We start from the raw sequence: 22411 nt of genomic DNA, 5'->3' as shown, positions 1-22411 counted from the left end.
GCACAAAAACAAGGAACCCCCATGTCCAAGACTCATCTGTTCGACCTCGACGGCAAAATTGCGTTTGTCTCCGGCGCCAGCCGTGGCATCGGTGAGGCCATCGCCAAGTTGCTGGCCCAGCAAGGCGCCCATGTGATCGTCTCCAGCCGCAAGCTAGAAGGCTGCCAGCATGTGGCCGACGCAATCATCGCCGACGGCGGCAAGGCCACTGCGGTTGCCTGCCATATTGGTGAAATGGAGCAGATTAGCCAGGTGTTCGCCGGCATTCGCGAGCAGTTCGGCCGCCTGGATATTCTGGTCAACAACGCAGCCACCAACCCGCAGTTCTGCAACGTGCTGGACACCGATCTGGGCGCGTTCCAGAAGACCGTTGACGTGAACATTCGCGGCTACTTCTTCATGTCGGTGGAAGCCGGCAAGCTGATGCGCGAAAACGGCGGCGGCAGCATCATCAACGTGGCCTCGATCAACGGCATCTCGCCGGGTGTCTTCCAAGGCATCTACTCGGTGACCAAAGCCGCGGTGATCAACATGACCAAAGTGTTCGCCAAGGAATGCGCTGAATTCGGTATCCGTTGCAACGCCCTGCTGCCGGGCCTGACGGACACCAAGTTCGCCTCGGCGCTGGTGAAAAACGATGCGATCCTGAAAATGGCCCTGGCGCAGATCCCGCTCAAGCGTGTGGCCGACCCAAGCGAGATGGCCGGCGCGGTGCTGTTTCTGGCGAGTGACGCGTCCAGCTACACCACCGGTGTGTCGCTGAATGTAGACGGTGGTTTCCTCTCCTGACTTCGCCCGGGTTTCTACAGGTCGATTTACGCGTAACCTTGGCGTAGATCGATTTGTCTCAGAGTGAAACATGGAACTGCACATCGTCATCAAAGGCCGCAAGGACCTGGCGGCCCAGCTTTATCAGCAATTGCGCGAAGCCATTGCGGCCGGGCGTCTCGCGGCAGGCGCGCAACTGCCGCCCAGTCGCCTGCTGGCCGAGCAGTTGGGCGTATCGCGCAAGACCGTGTCCGATACCTACGCCACGTTGACCTATGAAGGCTTGCTGGTGGGAAAGATCGGTCGTGGCACCTTCGTTAACGCTTGGGCGCCCCCTGCGGATCGCCTGCAAACTGCCACCGACCTGGCCTGCGCCAACAACCTGGCTAAATGGCAGGCGCTGCCCTCGCCGATGCGCCACCCCACACGCGACAACCTCCTGCGCTACGAATTTCTCGGCGGCGCCACCAGCCGCAATCAGTTCCCACAAGACGAATGGCGACGCTGCACTCAGGACGCGCTGCGCCGCATTGCCCAGAACAGCGGCTTCTACAGCCAACCCGAAGGCTTGCCAGCACTGCGCAGTGCCATCGCCGGGCATATCGCCTTTTCCCGAGGCGTCAAATGCCGCGATGACGACATCGTGGTCACCAATGGCGCGCAACAGGGGCTGGACCTGCTGGCCCGCGTAGTGCTGGAACCAGGCAGCATCGTCGCCATGGAAGACCCTGGCTACAGCCCCGCACGCCAGTTGTTCCAGGCGATGGGCGCCCGGGTCGCCAGTGTGCCGGTGGATGACCAAGGCATTCAGGTGGATCAGATTCCCGACGGCACCCGCTTGATCTATGTGACCCCCTCCCACCAGTTCCCCCTCGGCATGCCCATGAGCCTGGCGCGCCGTGAAGCCTTGCTGGTCCGCGCGTTCGACCTGGGGGCGATCATCATCGAGGACGACTACGACAGTGAATTCCGCTACGAAGGCCGCCCCACCGATTCCCTGCAAAGCATGGACACCCGCGGCGTAGTCACTTACGTCGGCACCTTCTCCAAAACCCTGCTGCCCGAACTGCGCCTGGGCTATCTGGTGCTGCCGCCAGCGATCCACGGCGCGGTACTCAAGGCCAAGCAATTGACCGACCAGCACAGCTCCACCTTGCCGCAGTGGGCGCTGGCCAAGTTCATCAGCGAAGGCTACCTGCTCAAACACATCCGCCGCTGCCACTCCGTATATGCCGGGCGTCGTGAGCGCATCCTGCAACGACTGGCCGGGGATTTGTCGCCGTGGTTCGAAGCCGTGCCCACCGTGGCGGGGTTTCATATGGCGGCGCTGTGCAAGGTGCCGTTGAGCATTCCGTTGCTGATGACATTGGCACGTGAGGCCGAAGTGGGTTTATACCCGCTTGATGTGTTCTTCCACGACGCACCGGTGCGCCCTGGGCTGATTATTGGATTCGGCGCCATCGAAACCCTGGATATAGACCCGGCGCTGGACAAAGTGCGCGACATTCTCAAACAGATTGGCTAGGGGCTTTTCCGGCGGATTGGTCATTGGTCGGCCAGGTTCTGCGGCGTAGGGTGGACAGGTCTCGAACTACTCGGAAACCCGAACATGAAACGCCTGCTCGCCACCACCCTGATGCTCGCTTCACTCAGCGCCTTTGCCCACGAACCGGTGTACAACCAGGAGTCGATCAAGGTGCTGCAGGAGCACGCCCTGACCAACGTGCCCGGCAAGAAAACCATCATGCTCACCGTTGATTACGCCCCCGGCCAGGCCACCGTTCCCCATAGCCATACGGGGACGGCGGTGGCCTATGTGCTGGAGGGCGCGATCACTTCGCGAGTCAATGATGAGAAGGCGATAACCTACAAGGTCGGCGAATCGTTCTACGAGCCCGCGGGTTCGCGGCACTTTGAATCCAGCAACGCCAGCCAGACCCAGCCAGCGAAGTTACTGGTGGTGATGGTGTTGGATGACAAGGCCGAGGTGCTGAACCCTCTTCCAAAGTAATCAGCTAAGACATCCATCAGAAGTATGGGCGGTCGCTATGTGTGTGAGGGGCTTGCTCCCGATAGCAATGGGTAGTCGACACCCATTTGGCTGAACTACCGCTATCGGGAGCAAGCCCCCTCCCACAGTTTTGACCGCGTTGAGTCAGGGACTAGGGGCGTTTGAATAGGCAGCGCAGTTCTTCGATTCTTGACCGGCACGCACAGCCCTCAAGGTGATCATTGACCATCCCCATCGCCTGCATCAGCGCATACATCGTGGTCGGACCTACAAAGGTCCAGCCACGTTTTTTAAGGGCCTTGGACAGTCGCACCGAGGCCGGTGAGGTGGGGTTGCCCGTCCAGTAAGCCAGGTCCACCACCGCCGGGCGCTCTTCATCACCCGGCTCGAACGCCCACAACCACCGCGCCAGCGATCCGGTTTCATCCACCAGCTCACAGGCCCTGCGCGCGTTGTTGATGGTGGACACGATCTTGGCCCGATTACGCACAATCCCCGGATCCTGCATCAGCCGCTCTATATCAGCCTCGCCGTACTGCGCCACCCGACGAAAATCAAAGCCCTCGAATGCCGCACGAAACTGCTCGCGCTTGCGCAATATGGTGATCCACGCCATCCCCGCCTGAAAGCCTTCCAGGCAAATTTTCTCGTACAGCTGGACATCGTCCGCCACCGGCACCCCCCATTCATGGTCGTGGTAACGCGGATATTCCGGCGCCGAGGTCCGCCAGCTGCAATGGGTGTGGCCCGCTGCGTCAGTGGTCAATCCTGGAGTGTCCATCCATCACCTCATAAGCCGAGCGGCGGATGATAGACGAAAATTTTTCCAGCCCGCCAACCGCTCAAGCATCGCCCTCAGCGACCAACTGGTCAGACCGGGACTTGTCAATCAACCAATAATGACTTGTGATTTCGAAAAAACCCGGCGTAGACTGGCCCCGCACTGGACTTACCGGTATGACCACAACAATTAAGCCCTGGAACCACCAGGGCACCGAATAGAGATCCCTCCCATGCTCAGATGGTGCTCGCGTTCGATTTTCCTGCAAGTCGTAATTGGCCTGATGCTTGGCATCATCTGCGGCCTGGCCCTTCCCGAATTCTCCTCGCAACTCAAACCCCTGGGTGACGGCTTTATCAAGCTGATCAAAATGCTGATTGGCCTGATCGTGTTCTGCGTCGTGGTCAGTGGCATTTCCGGCGCCGGCGACTTGAAGAAAGTCGGACGAATCGGCCTCAAGTCGGTGATCTACTTTGAAATCCTCACCACCATCGCCCTGGTGATCGGCCTGGTCATGGCCTTCAGCACCGGTATCGGCCAAGGTGCCAATATCCACCTGGAGCAGCTCTCCTCCGCCGGCCTCAATGAACTGGCCGACAAGGGCCAGCACATCAAGGGCACCAGCCAGTTCCTGATGGACCTGATCCCCAACTCGGTGATCGGCGCCTTTGCCGACAACAACGTGCTGCAAGTGCTGCTGTTCTCGGTGCTGTTTGGCAGCGCGCTGAATCTGGTGGGTGAAGCGGCCTCAGGCATCACACGGCTGATCAATGAACTTAGCCACGTGATCTTCCGCATCATGGGCATGATCGTGCGCCTGGCGCCAATCGGTGTGTTCGGCGCGATTGCCTTCACCACCAGCACTTACGGCCTGGACTCCCTGCAACACCTGGGCAGCCTGGTTGGCCTGTTCTACCTGACCTGCTTTGCCTTCGTCGGACTGATCCTGGGCCTGGTAATGCGCCTGTCAGGCCTGCGCATGCTGCCGCTGCTTAAGTACCTGCGCGAAGAACTGCTGATCGTGATGGGGACCGCCTCCTCCGATGCCGTGCTGCCGCAGGTCATGCGCAAACTCGAACACCTGGGCATTGGTAGCTCCACCGTCGGCCTGGTGATTCCAACGGGGTATTCGTTCAACCTCGACGGTTTCTCGATCTACCTGACCCTGGCCATCGTGTTTATCGCCAACGCCACCGGTACACCGCTGTCGATGACTGACTTGCTGACCATCCTGCTCGTGTCGTTGATCACCTCCAAAGGCGCCCACGGGATTCCCGGCTCTGCGCTGGTAATTCTGGCGGCAACGCTGACAGCAATCCCGGCGATTCCGGTAGTTGGCCTGGTGCTGGTATTGGCGGTGGATTGGTTCATGGGCATCGGCCGCGCACTGACTAACCTGATCGGCAACTGCGTCGCCACCGTGGCCATCGCACGCTGGGAAAAAGACATCGATATCCAGCGCGCCAACAAGGTGTTGGACGGCCAGCAAGGGTATGCCTTCCAGGCCAAGAAACCGGTGCTGCCGGCCCACCAGGAATTCTAACGCTGTCTCATGGGCAACACTGGCTAATGTGGGAGGGGGCTTGCCCCCGATGAGGATGGTCAGTTGATAGATCTGTAACTGATCCACCGCCATCAAGGGCAAACCCCCTCCCACATGACTGTATTAGCAACATTAAGGAAGTATCGACGTGATCAGCACCTCAACGGTCGTCAATTCAGTCGTAGAAAAACTCCGCGCCGCCCTGGCGCGAGGTCAGTGGCGCCGGGGCGAAATGTTGCCCGGCCAGCGCGAACTGGCCGAACAGATGGGCATCAGCCGCCCCAGCCTGCGCGAAGCGGTGATCGTGCTGGAAACCCTCGGCCTGGTGCGCTCCATGCCCGGCAAAGGCGTGGTCGTGCTCGAAACCAGCGTCAGTGAACCCCAATCCAGCGACGCCGTGGCCGACGCCAGTCTCGAAGACCTCCTGCAACTGCGCTACACCCTCGAACCCTTCATCGTCGGCCTTGTGGCTCAGTCCATCAGCAGCAAGGAAGTTGGCCAATTGCGCTTGACCCTAATGGACATGCGCGAGGCTCTCGACGCTGGTGACGCCGAAGCAGGCATGAACGCCTACATTGGCTTTCACGAAGAACTCTTCGCCCTCACGTCCAACCCGATTTTCCAGAACGTGGTGCAACAGACCAGCAACGCCCTCAAGCAAAGCGCCCAGGTTCTGCGCAACTCTCCTGAACACTTGGCCGAGCGCCTGCAGGAAAACGACGCGGTGGTGCGCGCCATCCGCAACAAGAACAGCGCCCTGGCCAGCGCAGAAATGCGCAAGCACATCCTCCAGGAAGGCCTGCGCATGGGCATTCGCTTGAACATCCCGGACGACCATCTGGGCAGCTGACTTTTTGGAGACGACCATGACCGCCCACGCCCTGCACCGCGAGCCCTTCCTCCCCGCCCTGCGCCTGGTAGCCGGTAAAAAGCCAACGGTGGATGACATCTACCCACGGCTGTTCGACGCGATCCTCGAACAACGCATCGCCCCGGCCAGCCGCTTTACAGAAGAAAGCCTGGGTGAAACCTTTGGCGTGAGCCGCAGTGTGATTCGCCGCGTATTGGCCAAGCTGTCTCATCAGCAAGTGATCATCCTGCGTCCCAACCAGCGCGCTCAAGTAGCGGCACCGGACGCACAGCAGACGCGGCAGATCCTCGAAGCACGGCGCATGACCGAAATCACCGTGGTGCAACTGGCGTGTGCCCAGGCCACGGCGACGCAGATACGCCAACTGCGCGAGTTGATTGCTCGCGAACGCGAGTGCATTGAACGCGACCAGCGTGGGCCGGCGATTCGCTTGTCGGGGGAGTTTCACCTGCAACTGGCGGTGATGGCGGGGAATGGTCCGTTGGCGCAGTTCCTCAACAGCCTGGTGCCGTTGACGTCGTTGATCATTGCCCAATTCGAAGCAAAAGCCTGCACGTATTGCGCGTGGCAGGAGCATGTGGCGATTGTGGATGCGGTGGAGCAACGCGACTCAAGCACCGCAGTGACCCTGATGACCCAACACCTGGATCACCTGGAAGCCAAGTTGCTGAAACACCATTAATCTCCAGATAAAACGAGATCAAAATGTGGGAGGGGGCTTGCCCCCGATAGCGGTGGGCCAGTCATGAAGAGGCTGGCTGACACTCTGCTATCGGGGGCAAGCCCCCTCCCACAGTTTTTGGGGTGTTTGATAACGGGCATTCCAACAAAAAGCCCCTGCATCTCACAATGCAGGGGCTTTTGTTTCAGGCGCTAAATCAAGCCGGTTGCAGCACCGACGGCCCACTCAAGGCCAAGTCCAGCAACTCACGGTTGGCGACCGCATACATGGCGTAGTCCGTACCGACCGCAGCACGAATCTCCACCATCATGGCCACCCAACGATCCGCCATGTCCTTGTGCTGCTCAAGCCACAGGGCCACGCGGGCTTCCATGTCTTGTGGCGCGTCGGCCATTTGCAGGACAGAAATGGTAATCGCCCGTTGCTGCCAGTCCACGTCGTCGCGGAACGCTTCGCGAGCCGCAGCCTGCCAGTTGTTGGCCACTGGCAGATCGCTGATCTGCTGCAGGTACCATGGCAAGTCCAGAGCGCTACCTACGGCGAAGTAGGCCTTGGCCACTTCGGCGGCGTCATGCCCGGTTACGTCAGCGGCTTCGATGATTGGCAGCAGGGTGTACAGGTGAGTAGTGCCTGCAACCATACGCGCCAACAACTCCGGCACGCCCGCTTCGGTGTAAGCCTGATAGCGTTTCTGCCAGCCTTCGCGGGTCGGTCCTTCCAGCAGTTCGTCGAGCTTGAGGCCCAGTGCGGCCAGGTGCGGACCGAAGTGCGCGGTGTCACGCCCAGCGTCCTGCTCGTTGCGACGGCTGCGTAGGAACCAACGCGTAGCGCGACGGCCCAGGCGCATCAGCTCATCCATCAACTGCAATTGCACGTCAGCGGAGACCTGGTGGTCCAGGGCTTCGATCTGGCGGAACCAGTGCGGGAGGTGGAAGATGTCGCGCACGATCACATAAGCGCCGGCCACGTTCGCCGGGCTCATGCCGGTCGACTCTTTGAGTCGTTGAACGAAGGTGATGCCCATGTGGTTAACCAGGTCGTTGGCGATCTGGGTGCTGACGATCTCACGCTTCAGGCGGTGACGACGCATGGCCTCGCCGAACTTGGCGACCAGGCTCGGTGGGAACGCGGTCTCCATGTCACGGGTCAGGTACTCGTCATCCGGCACCAGGGACTTGAGCAATGCTTCCTTGAGGTCGATCTTGCTGTACGAGATCAGCACCGACAGTTCCGGACGGGTCAAGCCCTTGCCGTTGGCGGCGCGCTCGGCGAGCTGCTCCTCGGTCGGCAGGTACTCGATGGCGCGGTCCAGCTTGCCACGGCCTTCCAGGTCGCTCATCAAGCGTTTGTACTCAGCTGCTCGCTCGTAAGCCTTGCGTGCAGCCAGGGACAGGGCCTGGGTTTGCTTATAGTTGTTGCCCAACACCAGGTTGCCGACTTCGTCGGTCATGCTCGCCAGCAACTGGTTGCGTTGCTTGTCGGTCATGTCACCGGCCTGCACCACTTCGTTGAGCAGGATTTTGATGTTCACTTCGTGGTCGGAGCAGTCCACACCACCGGCGTTGTCGATGAAGTCGGTGTTGGAACCGCCGCCATTGAGGCCGAATTCCACACGACCCAGCTGGGTCATACCGAGGTTACCGCCCTCGCCCACCACCTTGCAGCGCAGTTCGTTGCCGTTGACGCGCAGCGCGTCGTTGGCCTTGTCGCCGACATCGGCGTGGCTTTCGGTGCTGGCCTTGACGTACGTACCGATACCGCCGTTCCACAACAGGTCCACCGGCGCCTTGAGCAAGGCGTTCAGCAGTTCGGTCGGGGTCAGCTTGTCGGCCGAGATGTCGAAGCGTTCTTTCATCTGCGGCGAAATGGCAATGCTCTTCGCGCTGCGCGAGAAGATACCGCCGCCTTCGGACATGATGCTGGTGTCGTAGTCGGTCCAGGCCGAACGCGGCAGCTCGAACATGCGCTGACGCTCGACGAAGCTGGTCGCCGGGTTCGGGTTTGGATCGATGAAGATGTGCAGGTGGTTGAAGGCTGCGACCAGTTGCAGCTTGTCGGACATCAACAGGCCGTTACCGAACACGTCACCGGCCATATCGCCGACGCCCACCACGGTGATGCTGTCTTCCTGCACGTTGATGCCGCGCTCACGGAAATGACGCTGCACACCGACCCACGCGCCCTTGGCGGTGATGCCCATTTTCTTGTGGTCGTAACCGGCGGAACCACCGGATGCGAACGCATCACCCAGCCAGAAGCCGTAGTCGATGGCGATGCCGTTGGCGATGTCGGAGAAGGTCGCGGTGCCCTTGTCCGCTGCGACGACGAGGTACGGGTCATCGTCGTCATGACGCACGACGTTGGCCGGCGGCACCAGGGCGCCGTCCTTGAGGTTGTCGGTAATGTCCAACAGGCCCGAAATGAAGATGCGGTAGCAGGCAATACCCTCGGCCGCGATTTCATCCCGCGTGCCGCCCAGTGGCAAGCGACGCGGCAGGAAGCCGCCCTTGGCGCCCACCGGTACGATCACCGAGTTCTTCACTTGCTGGGCTTTTACCAGGCCGAGCACTTCGGTGCGGAAGTCTTCTTCACGGTCGGACCAGCGCAGGCCGCCGCGAGCGACGTTACCAAAGCGCAGGTGCACGCCTTCGACCCGTGGCGAGTACACGAAGATTTCAAACTTCGGCACCGGCTTAGGCAGCTCGGGAATGGCGCGCGGGTCGAACTTGAAGCTGAAGTACGACTTGTTCTGGCCGTTGGCGTCGGTCTGGTAGAAGTTGGTACGCAGGGTGGCCTTGATCAGGTCCAAGTAGCGACGCAGGATGCGGTCTTCGTTGAGCACCTGGACGTCGTCCAGGGCCGTGAGGATCGCTTGCTCCAACCGTTGCTGCTTGTCTTCAAGGTCATCGGCGGTGAGCTTGCGCGCCAGGTAGAAGCGGGTTTTGAACAACCGGGTCAACTCGCGGGCGATGTCGGTGTGGTTGTTCAGGGTGCTGGCGATGTAACCCAAGTCGAAGCCCAGGCGGATCTGCTTCAAGTAACGGGCGTAGGCACGCAGCAGCGCGACGTCGCGCCATGGCAGGCCGGCGGTCAGCACCAGACGGTTGAACGCATCGTTCTCGGCATCGCCGTGGACGATGTGCACGAACGCATCTTGCAGGGTGTCGTTGAGCTGCTGGATATCCAGGTTCACGCCTTCGGCGGCGATGAACGCAAAATCATGGATCCAGAACTCACGGCCATTGGCGTGGCGCAGTCGGTAAGGGAATTCACCCAACACGCGCAGGCCGAGGTTTTCCAGGATCGGCAGTACGTCGGACAGCGCCAGCGGGGTGTCGGCGTGGTAGAGCTTGCAATGCAGCTCGCGTTGGCCGGAGACCTGGCCCAGTGGCTGATAGAAGCTCATCACCAGCGGGTTGGCTTCGGTCAGGCTGTTGAGGTGCTGCATGTCGACGACGGCTGAATGCGCGGCAAAACGCTCGCGGTAGCCGGCCGGGAAGCCTTTCGGGAAGTCCGCCAGCACATTGGTGCCCTGGGCTTCGCCGAAGCTTTCCACCACCAGGCTGGAGTAGTCGTCCTGCCAGCTGCGGCAGGCCTGCACCACTTCTTTTTCCAGTTGCAGCGGGTCGATGTCGAGGCGGTTCTTGGGGTCTACCCGCAGAATCAACTGGACACGGGCCAGTACGGACTCGGAGAAGAAGGTCCAGAACTCGCAGTCCGAGGCTTTCAGGCGATCCATCAGCACTTGCTGGATCTTCTGGCGCACTTCGGTGGAATAGATGTCGCGCGGCACATAGGCCAGGCAGTAGCAGAAACGACCGTACGGGTCTTTGCGCAGGAACACACGGATCTTGTTGCGTTCCTGAATCTGCACAATCGACATCACAGTGCTGAACAGCTCGTCGACCGGGGTCTGGAACAGGTCGTCACGGGGCAGTACTTCAACGACCTGGGCAAGCTCCTTGCCCAAGTGCGCCTTGGCCTGGAAGCCCGAACGGCGTTCGATTTCGGCCACTTTGCGACGAATGTACGGAATGACTCGCACGCTTTCGCCATACACCGACGAGGTGTACAAGCCCATGAAGCGATGTTCCTTGATGACCTTGCCGTCGGCATCGATCTCACGGATCGATACGTAGTCCGGGTAGGCCGGGCGGTGAACACGGCTTGGGTGCGCAGCCTTGGCGAACGACAGCACGGTCGGTTCACGCAGGTAAGACACAGCGTAGTCTTCGATGCGCAGGTCATCGGCGGTGAGGCCAGCACGCAGCAGCTTGGTCAGACCGAGGAAGGAACTGGCGTCATATTGAATATGACCACCGTCCGCCTCGTCACGTACCACGAATTCTTCATAGCCCAGGAAGGTGAAGTGGTTGCCCACCAGCCACTCCAGGAAGTTCTTGATCTCGGCTTTTTCTTCGCCGTCGATGCCGAACTGGCTGGCGTCGATACCGGCCAGCAGGTCCTGGACCTTGGCTTTCATCGGTTCAAAATCGGCCACGGCCACGCGCACTTCACCCAGAACCTGCTCAAGCTCTTTGCTCAGCACGTTCAGTTCGGCGGCGTTGGCGCAGCGGTCGATTTCCAGGTACATCAGCGATTCTTGCTGGATGTCGTCGCCCTGCGTGCCTTTCGGCAGGATTTCCAGCAACTCGCCTTTGCTGCCACGACGCACACTCAGCACGGTGGTTTGCAGGGTGTGAATGCTGTAGCCGCGACGGTTCAGCTCGGTACGCACCGAGTCCACCAGGAACGGCAGGTCATGGTGCAGCACTTCGACCGCGGTATGGGTCGACTGCCAGCCATGACGTTCGTAATCGGGGTTGTAGACCCGCACTTGTGGCTGGGTGTGATCAAAGCGCTCAAGCAGGCGCCAGGCAGACAGGGTGCAACCGGCCAGGTCGGAAAGGCGACGCTGGGTCAGTTCGTCCAGGGAAATGATGCCGAAGAATTGTTCAGCGAACAGCGCCACTTGTGGCAGTGCCTGTTCGCTGATGTGCTGCGCCAGTGCCGCTTGCAGTTGATGCTGGAAGTCGGCCTTGCTGGCTGCGGTGAAGAACGCCATCTGTGGTACTCCGCTTGGGCTTGTTATTGATGGAAGCGTCGCGTGTTATCCCCTTGCGGGGAGACCGTCAGCTCTGTTCGCCGGTAACTAAAGCACCATAGACGAATCAGGATGACAGGAGGGTGAAGCTGGACAAGACAATGAGGTCACATACAACTTCCATAAGATGCGCACCCTGCCGGGTGACGGTACGACGGGCAGGTCAGACGCCTGGCAGGCTGTGGAACGAGAGCTGCATCCGTTGCGCAGCTTAACGACTGAGGGAAGCGCGCTGCTTGCGAAGCTGCGACATATTCGGTCATCGGTAAGCAGGCTCGCGGTTGCAACTTGGGCAACCCGTGATTTCGGGTGAAAAAACCGCCTGTTTGTTCGGGGGTGAGTGTCGAAAATGACTGATTCTCCATGCCAGGTCATGCCCTGAGTCTGACACAGGAAGAAGCACAAAATTCGCGGCAATGGCACAATTGCCCACGCGATGCCCTCCCCCAGACAGGATTCCCCATGCTGCAAATCAAAACCGACGCCCTGATGGCCACACCGTGCGACGACGAAGAAGACAACATGGCCATGCTCTGCTGCCACGGCAAGAACGGCGAAATGTTCATGTTGACCCGCTACCCCGATGAAGACGAAGTGGAACTCACCTGGGACTACGAGCCTTCAACCCTCGATGGCCTGAAAATCACCCTGAGCGACACGACCCTGACCGTGGAACTGGCCGCCGGCGATGCCGACGCCCTCGGTGGCAAGGATAAATTGGAGATCAGCCACGCCACAGCAGTGGCAGATATGGCAGAAGTGGAAGCAACCCTGCAGAACATCCTCAAGGGCACTGGCACCTACGTTCGCGCCTGAAACCGGGGCCTTCAACCCCCTGCGCAGTCAAGATCGAGGGCCTTGACCGTTTGTCGTGACTGTTATTTCTAACAGTATCCCGCCTTCGGTTTTGCGCCTTAGCTGATTGTAATCACGGTGACTGCACAGGTGCTCCGATGAAATCCATCAGCAAGCTTCTCGCCATCGTCCTTTTGGGCGCGGCTTCCTCGGCGTTGTCAGCAGCGCCTGCCAACGCTGGTTATTCACATCTGGTCCTGTTGCTCAAGGACGATGGCTCGACGTCGAGGCATTTCCAGGACACCTACGACCCGTCCAGTACCTTCCAGACCCATGTACCCAACATCAAGGCGCTGGTGCCGCCTTCCAAGACGCGTACGCTGGAGGGATTTCAGGCCTTGCAGCGGCATCGACTGGACCGCTATTACATTATCGACACCCAGCACCTGACACCTGACCAGGCCCAGGCACTGGCTGCGAAGCTCAAGCAGGACCCGGCGATTGAAGACGTCGACTTCGAGCCGCAGGTCGATGGAATGGAAAACGATAACGGCACGCCGGCGATGGAAAGCCTGCGTAGTGACATCCCGGACCACACTGCTCGCCAAGGCTATCTGTATGACAGGACTGCGCTAGCGCCCTACAGAATAGGCGGTGTAAATGCTACGCAAGCCTGGAAAATTCCTGGCGGCAAGGGCGAAAACATGCGAGTAGTTTCTTCGGAAATCAGTCATTGGTCCTACAACCATCTGGACTTGCCTAAGCCTTTTCTGGAAATCAGCCAGGGTGCCGTCGTTGGCGCCCATGACACGGCCAGCGTCGGCACCATCGCCTCCAGGGAAAATGGATTCGGAACCACCGGCATCGTCCCCGAGACGCAGTTGGGCTACACCCAATATGGCGACTCACGACTGCTGCAACTGGCCGACGGCTCCCGTCCAGGCGACGTCGTACAGTTAGGCGTGCACTTCAAATATGCGACATTGCCCGGCGTAGGCTGCGCCGCCGATTGCTTCATGCCCCTTGAGTACAGCAAGGCCGTCCGTGACATCATCACCTTCATGACAGAGGAAAAAGGTTTGCACGTGGTATTGGCGGCGGCGAACGGCAACATCAATCTTGATCACCCCTACTTCAACGGCTGGTTCGATCGCAACATATTCGACTCCGGCAGTGTCTATGCCGGCGCCGTCGAGCCGAAGACCGGATTGAGGTCGTATTTTTCCCAATACGGCAGCCGGGTGGACGTGTTCAGCTGGGGCGGTTCCGTGACCACGACCACATGGAGTGCTTCCAACCCCACCACCGGCTATAGCCACACGTACAGCGGCACCTCGTCAGCCAACCCGATCATTGCCGGGGTGATGGCGTCGTTACAAGGCGTGGCGCGAGCCAACGGGCTGGGCAACATCCCGCCCAAGGAACTGCGCAGAATCCTCGTCGAAACCGGCTACCCACAGGCCAACGGCAATCGCACCGAGATCGGCGTGCAGCCCGACCTGGATTTAGCGATCAAGAAACTGCTCGCCGACGGCGCAGGCCAGCCGCCCACCGGCCGCCTGGCCCTGCCCGAAGAGGTTAAGTCGGGTGCGGCATTCACCGGGCAGGTCTACGCCGAATCACCCACTAACAAACCGCTGACGTATCGCTGGACTGCCACGGGTTTCACGCCCGCGACCGGTGAGGGGCCGACCATTGCGCTGGCGGCACCCGTGATGCCCGTCGACACCCGCACGTCTATATCAGTGCTGGTGTCCGATGGCACACGCAGCATCACGCTGGTCGAAAACCTCACAATCAAAGCCACCGAAACGCCACCGGTCGGTGACTGCGTCGCCGCGTGGGTCGCCACCAAGGCGTACTCCAATGTCAGCGAAAAAGTCTCCTACAGCGGTTACAACTATCAGGTCGCGCACTGGTCCCAGGGCGCACGCCCGGACCTGAATTTTGTTGAAACCGGCGCCGCCAAACCCTGGCGTCGCCTGGGCACCTGCGGTGGCGAATCACCCGTTGTCGCCAGGATCACCGCGCCATCCACGGTTGAAGCCGGCAAGCAGCTGCAAGTGTCGGGCGTTTCGTCCACCGGCCAGGACCTGCGCTATGCATGGACCGCATCGGGCTTCACCCCGTCAACGTCGACGCAGCCGACCGCTACGCTCGTCGCGCCAAACACGGACGGTACGCGCAGCATCACATTGACCGTCACCGACGCACGCGGCGCCAGCGCCAGTGCCAGCCACACTGTCAAAGTGAACGCCAGCGCCCCCGTCAACCGGCCGCCGGTGGGCAGCCTGCAGGGCGATGATACGGTCGAATCGGGCAAAACCGTGAATTTCACCGCCAACACCAGCGACCCGGATGGCGACCCCATGACGTACGCTTGGACGCTCCCAACCGTCCTCACCGCCACCGCCCTCAATACCCGCACCCTCAGCGTGACTGCCCGCCCGGTCAGCAGCGACACCCGCGCGACCATCAGCGTGGCGGTCAGTGACGGGCGCGGAGGTACGCTAAGGCTGGACCGGCCGATCACCGTCAAAGCAGCATCGGACTCCGATGACTGCAGAAACACCCCGGCGTGGTCGCCGAGCAAGACCTACCAGACCGCCAGGGAGAAAGTCTTGTACAAAGACAAGGTCTACGAACATAACTTCTATAGCCAGAACAAGCCGCCAGACCTTTACTCCGCACAATGGGGCAAAGAATGGAAAATCGGGGTGCCATGCCCTTGAAGCATCCGGGGTGAGCGGACAAGCCCGCTCACCCCATTCCTGCTTCCTAAACAAAATTCCTACAAGTTTTCCTGAAAATACCCCGCGCGCCGTTAGTCGCCACCCCCCGCCATGCATTAAAGTAGTCGCCCCAGCCCGACGTTTGCTGCATGACGTAGAGGCTCATCTCTCCAGGAACCGTCATCGATGGAACATCGTGAAGCGCTGCTCGCGCTGCGAACCTTTCTTTCTACGCAGATTCTCGGCCAGGAAAAACTCATTGATCGCCTGCTGATCGCCCTGCTCGCCGACGGCCATATGCTGGTCGAAGGCGCGCCAGGCTTGGCCAAGACCAAGGCCATCAAAGAGCTGGCCGAAGGCATCGAAGCGCAGTTCCATCGTATCCAGTTCACCCCAGACCTGCTGCCCGCCGACATCACCGGCACCGAGATCTATCGCCCGGAAACCGGCAGTTTCGTGTTCCAGCAAGGGCCTATCTTCCACAATCTGGTGCTGGCCGACGAAATCAACCGGGCCCCGGCCAAAGTGCAATCGGCTTTGCTCGAAGCCATGGCTGAGCGCCAAGTCAGCGTAGGACGCAGCACCTACGAACTGTCGCCGCTGTTTTTGGTGATGGCCACGCAAAACCCTATCGAGCAGGAAGGCACCTACCCGCTGCCCGAAGCCCAGCTCGATCGCTTCCTGATGCACGTCAAGATCGGCTTCCCGGACGCCGCCGTGGAGCGGCGCATCCTGCAACAAGCCCGTGGTGAAGCCCTCAATGGTGAAACCAAGCCCGAACGCCGCGTCAGCCAGCAGGCGATTTTTGCCGCGCGCAAAGAAATCCTCGGCCTGTACATGGCCGATGCGGTGGAGGAATACCTGGTGCAATTGGTCATGGCCACACGCACCCCGGCCAAGTTCGACCCAGAGATGGCCGAGTGGATCGCCTACGGCGCCAGCCCCCGCGGTTCCATCGCCCTCGACCGCTGCGCCCGCGCCCACGCCTGGCTGGCCGGACGGGACTTCGTGAGCCCGGAAGATATCCAGGCGGTGTTGTTCGACGTACTGCGCCATCGCATCATCCTGTCGTTCGAGGCCGAAGCGGCTGGCATCGACCAGGACCGTGTGGTGCAACGCATCCTCGACGTCGTTGCCGTCGCTTGAACTCGATGAATGCCAGCGATGGAATCCGCGTCACGCTCAGCGAGTTGATTGAGATGCGCCACCGCGTGCGCGAAGTACAGCTGTTTTCCACGCCGAGCCAGCGCAGCCCGCTGATCGGCTTGCATCACTCCAAACTGCGCGGGCGCGGAGTCGACTTCGACCAGGTGCGCGTATACCAGGCTGGCGACGATGTGCGCACCATCGATTGGCGCGTGACTGCCCGCACCCAGGAACCACACACCAAACTGTTCCACGAAGAGCGCGAGCGACCGATTTTTATCATGGTCGAGCAAAGCTGCCGGCTGTTTTTCGGCTCGGGCCAGATGTTCAAATCCGTGCTCGCGGCCCAGGCGGCGAGCCTGATCGGCTGGGCCGCGCTGGGGCATAACGACCGGGTCGGCGGGCTAGTGTTTGGAGACAATGAGCACTACGAAATCAAACCCCGGCGCAGCAAGCAAAGCCTACTGCAACTGCTCAACCGCCTGGTGCGCGTCAACCAGAGCCTGGACACCGAAAGCCGCCCCGAAGCCGACGCCTTGGGCATGGCCCTGCGCCGTGGTCGCGAAGTGCTGCGCCCTGGCAGCCTGGTGATTGTGATCTGCGATGAACGCGCCCTCACTGAAGGCGCCGAGCAACAGTTGAGCCTACTGTCACGCCATTGCGACCTGCTGCTGTTGCCGATTTCCGACCCGCTGGACCACGCCCTGCCCGCCGCGGGGCTGCTGCGTTTTGCGCAAAGAGGGGCGCAACTGGAACTGGACACGCTGAATTACGACTTGCGCCAGGCCTACAAGGCCCAAGCTGAAGCACGCATCGCCCGCTGGGAACTGCTCGCGCAAAAACTGCGAATACTGCTGATGCCCTTGAGCACCCAGAGCGAAATGGTCGAGCAACTGCGCGAATACCTCAACCCGCAACGCCCGGCCAAAAAACAATGAGCAGCCTTGACCAACTGCAACCGCTGATCGCCCCGCCAAGCATCGGCTTCTGGCCGCCTGCACCGGGTTGGTGGCTGTTGCTGCTGGTGATCCCGTTGCTGGGTTGGGGGCTTTGGTCCTTGCGCCGCTTCCTCCCTGCGCGACGCCCATTGGCACGCGCCGAACAACCCTTGGACCCGCTGCGCATCGCCGCACTGGCAGAACTGGCCCTCATGCCCAAACCCTATGACGGCGCGCCCGCCGGTGCCTGGCTGCAACAACTCAATGGCCTGCTCAAGCGCCTGTGCCGCAACGACTACCCTTACAGCCAGAGCCACACCCTCAATGGGCGCAAATGGCTGGCGTTCCTCGACAACCGCTGCCCGGCTGCCGGCCTCACCCGCTGGATGGTACTGGTGGAAGGCGCCTATAAACCCGAATGCAAACTCGACGACAAGGCCATCGCCGGCCTGACCCAAGCCGTCGACACCTGGATTCGCAAACATGTTTGAGTTCGCCTGGCCTTGGATCTTCGTCCTGTTGCCGTTGCCCTGGTTGATGCGGCTTATCCTGCCTGTGGCCGACAGCGGCGAGCCGGCACTGAAAGTCAGCTACCTCAGTGATCTCGAAGGCCTGGCCAAGCGCCGCGCCCGCGTCAACTTGCCGGGCTGGCGCCAACAAGCCCCTTTCGTGGTGCTGTGGCTGCTGCTGTTGACCGCCGCCGCACGTCCTGAGTGGCTCGGCGAACCACTGCCGATTGCCGCCAGTGGTCGCGACCTGCTGGTGGCGGTCGACGTGTCCGGTTCCATGGATTTCCCCGATATGCATTGGCGGGACGAGGACGTGAGCCGCTTAACCCTGGTCAAGAACCTCCTCGGTGACTTCCTTGAGCACCGCGACGGCGACCGTGTCGGCCTGATCCTGTTCGGCAGCCAAGCCTACCTGCAAGCGCCGCTGACGTTTGACCGCCGCACCGTGCGTACCTGGCTGGATGAAGCGCGCATCGGCATCGCCGGCAAAAATACCGCCATTGGCGATGCCATTGGTCTGGCCCTCAAGCGCCTGCGCCAGCGCCCGGCGCAAAGCCGTGTGCTGATTCTGATCACGGACGGCGCCAACAACGCGGGTCAAATCGATCCACTGACCGCCGCGCGCCTGGCTGCCGAAGAAGGCGTGAAGATCTACCCGATCGGTATCGGCGCTGACCCTGAGCAAACCGGATCCCTGGGCATTCTCGGCGTCAACCCAAGCCTGGACCTCGACGAACCGGCGCTCAAGGCCATTGCCAACGCCACCGGCGGGCAATATTTCCGTGCCCGCGACGGCGAAGAACTGCAAACCATCAAGGAAACCCTCGACCAACTGGAGCCCGTCGAACAGCAACCAACCCAAGCCCGCCCGGCCCTGGCGTTGTACAGCGGCCCGCTGGCCCTGGCGCTGCTCCTGAGCATGTTGCTGGTGATCCAGGAACGCTGGCCGAACAACGCCCTGCAACGCTGGTTCAGCAAATTGTCGAGCAAGGGGATCTTCCTGCAACAAAGCCCTGAATGGCGCCAGCGCCTTAAACGCCTGCGTTTGCGGAGGCGTCGATGATCGACCTCTGGCCGCACTGGTTCCGCCCCTGGTGGCTGTTGCTGTTGCCGTTGCTCGGCTGGTTGCTGTGGCAACTGTGGCACCGCCAAAAACGCGCCGGGCGCTGGCAGATGATCCTGCCGCCGGCCTTCCACGCCGTGCTGCTCAGCGGTGGCAACGGCCGCGAAAGTAAATCGCCGTGGGTGGTGCTCGGTATCGCCTGGCTGTTGGCCGTGCTGGCATTGCTTGGCCCCAGTTGGCAACGGGTTGAACAGACCAGTCAGAAGCCGTCCGACCCGTTGGTGGTACTGCTGGAACTGACCCCGGAAATGCTCGCCACCGACAGCCCGCCCAACCGCCTGGAACAGGCACGCCGCAAGCTGTATGACTTGTTGCAAGCGCGCACTGACGCGCAAACCGCCATCGTTGTGTATGCCGGCAGCGCACACACCCTGGTGCCACTCTCGGACGATCTGGGCACCAGCCGCAACCTGCTCGAAGCGTTGCGCCCCTCGATCATGCCCGAACCCGGTCACCGCGCCGACCTGGCAGTACAGAAAGCCCTCGACCTGCTCAAGCACAGCGGTCTCGGCCAAGGGCGCCTGCTGCTGATCGGCTCATCCCTGTCCAAGCAGGAGCGCCAAGGGATTCGCCTGCTGCTGCAAAGTAACCAGTCGCCACCCCTGTCGATCCTCGGCATCGGCAGCCGCGAAGGCACGCCGGTCACCCAGGAAAGCGGCGAATTTCTCAAGGACGAACACGGTGCGATTCTGGTACCACGCCTCGACAGCCCCACGCTCAAAGCCTTCGCCAGCGAAATGGGCGGGCGTTACCGTGCCGCACGCCTCGACGATAAAGACCTGCGCCAGCTCGGCGTACTCGACCCGCCGCAAGCCCTGCGCAATGACGGCCAGTTGCTGCACCTCGACACCTGGGCCGACCAGGGTTACTGGCTGCTCCTCCCGTTGCTGCTGCTCGCCGCTTGCGCCGGGCGCCGTGGCTGGTTGTTCTGCCTGCCCTTGCTGCTAATGGCAGCGCCGCAGCCGAGCTACGCCTTTGAACTCCAGGATTTGTGGCTGCGTCCCGACCAGCAAGGCCAATACCTGCTGAAGAAAAAACGCCCCGCCGAAGCCGCCGAACACTTTCAGGACGTGCAATGGCAAGGCGTAGCCCTGTACGAAGCTGGCAACTATGCCGAAGCCATCAAGCGGTTTGCCGAAGGCAATGACGCCTACGCTCACTACAATCGCGGTAACGCGTTGGCCAAATCCGGCGAACTTGAAGCGGCTATCGACGCCTACGAACAAGCCCTGGAAGCCCAACCTGACCTGCAACCGGCCCTGAAAAACAAGGCTCTGGTGGAATCCCTGATGCAGGAACAGGCAAAGCCCGAGCCAGAACAGCCGGCAAAAAACGAGGATGACGAATCCACCCAACCCGGCCAAACTGCGCAACCGGGCGTCAGCGGGCAGAATGCCACTGGCGGCGAGCAGTCGTCCCAGGGCCAAGGCGAAGCAGGCACCGGTGATACCCAGAATGGCGCCACACCGCAAACCGGCGGCAACGAAGTGCCGGGCAGCGAACTGGGCGACGAGCAAACCACCACCCCGCCGCTGCGCCCTAACGACGCAAGCCTCGACGGTGAACGTCGCCAAGCCCTGGAACAATGGCTGCAGGAGATCCCGGACAACCCCGGCGAACTGCTGCGACGCAAATTCTGGTACGAACAGCAACAACATCAGGACAAGACTCGATGAGCCGCCGCACCACCCTTCTGCTTCTGCTCGCGTTGACGGCAGGCCACGCCCAGGCGGCGAACCTGGTCGCCAGCGTCGACCGCAGCCGCCTCAATTCCGGGGAAACGGTGGAACTGACGGTGGAATCGAGTGACGTCACCCAGTTCGGCAAGCCCGACCTTTCGCCCCTGGACGCGCAGTTTGAAGTCAGCGGTACCCGCCAGCTCAACCAGCTCACCACCCTGGGCGGCGATAACCACGCCACCACGCGCTGGATCATTACCTTGCTGCCCAAGGAAAACGGCACGGTGGTGATCCCCCCCTTGCAAGTGGGCGACTACACGACCCAACCCATCAGCCTGCAAGTGGTGGAAACCGCCAGCCAGAACAGCAATGCCGAATTGGCACCCGTCTTTATCGAAGCCAACCTCGACCAGACCAGCGTGTACGTGCAGGCACAGGCGCTGCTGACCGTACGTGTTTACCACTCGGTGTCGCTGTATGACGACAGCAGCCTCACGCCGTTGCAGATTCCGGATGCCCGCGTGGAGCAACTGGGCGAGTCGCGCACGTACGAAAAAGTCATCAACAGCATCCGCCATGGCGTGATCGAAACCCGCTATGCGATCTACCCACAGCACAGCGGCGCCCTGGAACTGCCGACGCAGACCTTCAGCGCCACGCTGGTAGAATCGCGCCCGCCTCAGGAAAACACCCTTCAGGGCACCAAGCCCGGCAAGCTGATCCACGTGAGCTCGGCGCCGCTGACGTTGCAGGTCAAACCCAAGCCCGAGTTGTATCCCGCCGACACGCCCTGGTTGCCGGCGCGCAGCCTGACGCTGACCGAGGCCTGGAACCCAGAACCTGAACATGTGCAAGTCGGCGACTCTTTGACCCGCAGCCTCACGGTCAAGGCCGAGGGCCTGTCAAGTGCCCAACTGCCAGCCTTGCCCAGCACCGACATCAATGGCCTGCGCCGCTATCCCGACCAACCGGTGCTCGGCAACCAGACCAGCGACCGTGGCCTGATCGGCAGCCGCGAAGACCGCGAAGCCCTGGTGCCCAACCGTGTTGGCCCGCTGGAACTGCCGTCCGTGGAAGTGGTGTGGTGGAACACCCACGAAGACCACCTCGAACGCACCAGCCTGCCCGCCCGCACGCTGCAAGTGGCCAACAACCCCAGCCTGGTGGTGGACACCCCCGCCACGCCGACCATCATCACCGCGCCGGACGACAGCCGTTTGTGGCTGTGGCAACTGAGTACGCTGATCCTGGCCTGCACCACGCTGCTGGGCTTCGGCCTGTGGTGGCGTGCGCGCCGACAACCGGCGGTACTGCGCGCTGCACAAACCGGCCCGAGCCCGCGCACCTTGCTCGACGACCTCAAACGCGCAACCCAGGCCAACGACCCCCAGGCCACCCGCCAGGCGCTCGACGCCTGGGCACGCCAACAACCGGAAACCCTGGCCGACATGGCGGCGCGCTTTGTGCCGTTGTCGGACGCGTTGGATGGGCTCAACGGCGCGCTGTACAGCGAGAGCGGCCAATACTGGCTGGGCGAAGACCTATGGCGCGCGATAAAAGCCATCCCAATCGCCGAACGCGAGCTGGACTCATCGACCGACACCACCAGCCTGCCGCCGCTCTATCCCAAGTAGCCCATTGCCCAGCAAAAAACCCTCGCGATTGAGAGCCCACACGCCAGTCAATTTCCTACACGGGAGTTGACGCTTTCTGAACCAGCAGATTAGTC

16 protein-coding genes are annotated in these 22411 nt (G+C 61.3%); 14 read left to right on the top strand and 2 right to left on the bottom strand.

All coding sequences use genetic code 11. The features are described 5' to 3' along the window. The first annotated feature begins 21 nt into the window (after positions 1-21). From AOA61_RS18120 to AOA61_RS18110, 3 genes are all read left to right on the top strand, one after another. On the top strand, positions 22-789 hold the full coding sequence (locus AOA61_RS18120) for an SDR family oxidoreductase (protein WP_032887191.1): 768 nt from the start codon (positions 22-24) through the stop codon (positions 787-789). 70 nt (positions 790-859) lie between these two features. After that, the gene (locus AOA61_RS18115; protein ID WP_095184591.1) at positions 860-2293 is read left to right on the top strand and encodes a PLP-dependent aminotransferase family protein; all 1434 of its coding nucleotides are present in this window, start codon (positions 860-862) and stop codon (positions 2291-2293) included. A gap of 84 nt (positions 2294-2377) precedes the next feature. Then, a complete protein-coding gene (locus AOA61_RS18110) occupies positions 2378-2779 on the top strand; it encodes a cupin domain-containing protein (RefSeq protein ID WP_099602303.1) in 402 nt (133 codons plus the stop codon). Positions 2780-2930: 151 nt separating this feature from the next. On the opposite strand, the gene AOA61_RS18105 is transcribed toward AOA61_RS18110, so the two are convergent. Next, positions 2931-3560 carry a DNA-3-methyladenine glycosylase I gene (locus AOA61_RS18105; RefSeq protein WP_099602302.1) on the bottom strand — a complete coding sequence of 210 codons (630 nt, stop codon included), beginning with the start codon at positions 3558-3560 and terminating at the stop codon, positions 2931-2933. A 217-nt stretch (positions 3561-3777) separates the two neighbouring features. Between AOA61_RS18105 and AOA61_RS18100 the strand changes: the two genes are divergently transcribed. The 3 genes from AOA61_RS18100 (at position 3778) to AOA61_RS18090 (ending at position 6656) form a co-directional block, all read left to right on the top strand. Next, positions 3778-5103 (top strand): C4-dicarboxylate transporter DctA, encoded by a 1326-nt coding sequence (locus AOA61_RS18100; RefSeq protein WP_177326439.1) that lies wholly within the window; start codon positions 3778-3780, stop codon positions 5101-5103. Positions 5104-5251: 148 nt separating this feature from the next. Next, entirely contained in the window at positions 5252-5953 is a 702-nt protein-coding gene (locus AOA61_RS18095) for a FadR/GntR family transcriptional regulator (protein WP_095184588.1), read from the top strand. Between the two features lie 16 nt (positions 5954-5969). Then, the gene (locus tag AOA61_RS18090; RefSeq protein WP_032887200.1) at positions 5970-6656 is read left to right on the top strand and encodes a GntR family transcriptional regulator; all 687 of its coding nucleotides are present in this window, start codon (positions 5970-5972) and stop codon (positions 6654-6656) included. A 196-nt stretch (positions 6657-6852) separates the two neighbouring features. Here AOA61_RS18090 and AOA61_RS18085 read toward each other — a convergent pair whose 3' ends face one another. After that, entirely contained in the window at positions 6853-11721 is a 4869-nt protein-coding gene (locus AOA61_RS18085; RefSeq protein WP_032887202.1) for an NAD-glutamate dehydrogenase, read from the bottom strand. A 501-nt stretch (positions 11722-12222) separates the two neighbouring features. Between AOA61_RS18085 and AOA61_RS18080 the strand changes: the two genes are divergently transcribed. The 8 genes from AOA61_RS18080 (at position 12223) to AOA61_RS18045 (ending at position 22316) form a co-directional block, all read left to right on the top strand. Further along, entirely contained in the window at positions 12223-12576 is a 354-nt protein-coding gene (locus AOA61_RS18080) for a hypothetical protein (protein WP_099602301.1), read from the top strand. A 137-nt stretch (positions 12577-12713) separates the two neighbouring features. After that, positions 12714-15287: a S8 family serine peptidase gene (locus AOA61_RS18075; RefSeq protein ID WP_099602300.1), complete on the top strand. Its 2574-nt coding sequence runs from the start codon at positions 12714-12716 to the stop codon at positions 15285-15287. Positions 15288-15473: 186 nt separating this feature from the next. Continuing rightward, entirely contained in the window at positions 15474-16433 is a 960-nt protein-coding gene (locus AOA61_RS18070) for a MoxR family ATPase (protein ID WP_017739127.1), read from the top strand. Between the two features lie 5 nt (positions 16434-16438). Then, positions 16439-17371, top strand: coding sequence for a DUF58 domain-containing protein (locus tag AOA61_RS18065; protein ID WP_032887206.1), 933 nt, complete (start codon positions 16439-16441; stop codon positions 17369-17371). After that, on the top strand, positions 17368-17862 hold the full coding sequence (locus AOA61_RS18060) for a DUF4381 domain-containing protein (RefSeq protein ID WP_099602299.1): 495 nt from the start codon (positions 17368-17370) through the stop codon (positions 17860-17862). Before AOA61_RS18065 ends, AOA61_RS18060 begins: the two co-directional genes overlap by 4 nt. Further along, the gene (locus AOA61_RS18055) at positions 17855-18943 is read left to right on the top strand and encodes a VWA domain-containing protein (RefSeq protein ID WP_032887209.1); all 1089 of its coding nucleotides are present in this window, start codon (positions 17855-17857) and stop codon (positions 18941-18943) included. Before AOA61_RS18060 ends, AOA61_RS18055 begins: the two co-directional genes overlap by 8 nt. Continuing rightward, positions 18940-20679: a tetratricopeptide repeat protein gene (locus AOA61_RS18050; protein WP_099602298.1), complete on the top strand. Its 1740-nt coding sequence runs from the start codon at positions 18940-18942 to the stop codon at positions 20677-20679. Before AOA61_RS18055 ends, AOA61_RS18050 begins: the two co-directional genes overlap by 4 nt. Further along, positions 20676-22316 (top strand): BatD family protein, encoded by a 1641-nt coding sequence (locus AOA61_RS18045; protein WP_099602297.1) that lies wholly within the window; start codon positions 20676-20678, stop codon positions 22314-22316. Before AOA61_RS18050 ends, AOA61_RS18045 begins: the two co-directional genes overlap by 4 nt. The last annotated feature ends 95 nt before the right edge of the window (positions 22317-22411 follow it).

It is taken from the genome of Pseudomonas sp. 2995-1 (genome assembly GCF_002742505.1).
In the GTDB taxonomy this organism is placed as follows: domain Bacteria; phylum Pseudomonadota; class Gammaproteobacteria; order Pseudomonadales; family Pseudomonadaceae; genus Aquipseudomonas; species Aquipseudomonas sivasensis.
This window is presented reverse-complemented; position numbering and strand designations above follow the sequence as displayed.

What these genes read in the sequence shown, in the direction of transcription:
- AOA61_RS18085 (WP_032887202.1), bottom strand. Translation starts at nt 11,721, where the DNA reads ATGGCGTTCTTCACCGCAGCCAGCAAGGCCGACTTCCAGCATCAACTG.
- AOA61_RS18055 (WP_032887209.1), top strand. Translation starts at nt 17,855, where the DNA reads ATGTTTGAGTTCGCCTGGCCTTGGATCTTCGTCCTGTTGCCGTTGCCC.
- AOA61_RS18070 (WP_017739127.1), top strand. Translation starts at nt 15,474, where the DNA reads ATGGAACATCGTGAAGCGCTGCTCGCGCTGCGAACCTTTCTTTCTACG.
- AOA61_RS18105 (WP_099602302.1), bottom strand. Translation starts at nt 3,560, where the DNA reads ATGGACACTCCAGGATTGACCACTGACGCAGCGGGCCACACCCATTGC.
- AOA61_RS18075 (WP_099602300.1), top strand. Translation starts at nt 12,714, where the DNA reads ATGAAATCCATCAGCAAGCTTCTCGCCATCGTCCTTTTGGGCGCGGCT.
- AOA61_RS18050 (WP_099602298.1), top strand. Translation starts at nt 18,940, where the DNA reads ATGATCGACCTCTGGCCGCACTGGTTCCGCCCCTGGTGGCTGTTGCTG.
- AOA61_RS18045 (WP_099602297.1), top strand. Translation starts at nt 20,676, where the DNA reads ATGAGCCGCCGCACCACCCTTCTGCTTCTGCTCGCGTTGACGGCAGGC.
- AOA61_RS18090 (WP_032887200.1), top strand. Translation starts at nt 5,970, where the DNA reads ATGACCGCCCACGCCCTGCACCGCGAGCCCTTCCTCCCCGCCCTGCGC.
- AOA61_RS18080 (WP_099602301.1), top strand. Translation starts at nt 12,223, where the DNA reads ATGCTGCAAATCAAAACCGACGCCCTGATGGCCACACCGTGCGACGAC.
- AOA61_RS18115 (WP_095184591.1), top strand. Translation starts at nt 860, where the DNA reads ATGGAACTGCACATCGTCATCAAAGGCCGCAAGGACCTGGCGGCCCAG.
- AOA61_RS18120 (WP_032887191.1), top strand. Translation starts at nt 22, where the DNA reads ATGTCCAAGACTCATCTGTTCGACCTCGACGGCAAAATTGCGTTTGTC.
- AOA61_RS18110 (WP_099602303.1), top strand. Translation starts at nt 2,378, where the DNA reads ATGAAACGCCTGCTCGCCACCACCCTGATGCTCGCTTCACTCAGCGCC.
- AOA61_RS18065 (WP_032887206.1), top strand. Translation starts at nt 16,439, where the DNA reads ATGAATGCCAGCGATGGAATCCGCGTCACGCTCAGCGAGTTGATTGAG.
- AOA61_RS18060 (WP_099602299.1), top strand. Translation starts at nt 17,368, where the DNA reads ATGAGCAGCCTTGACCAACTGCAACCGCTGATCGCCCCGCCAAGCATC.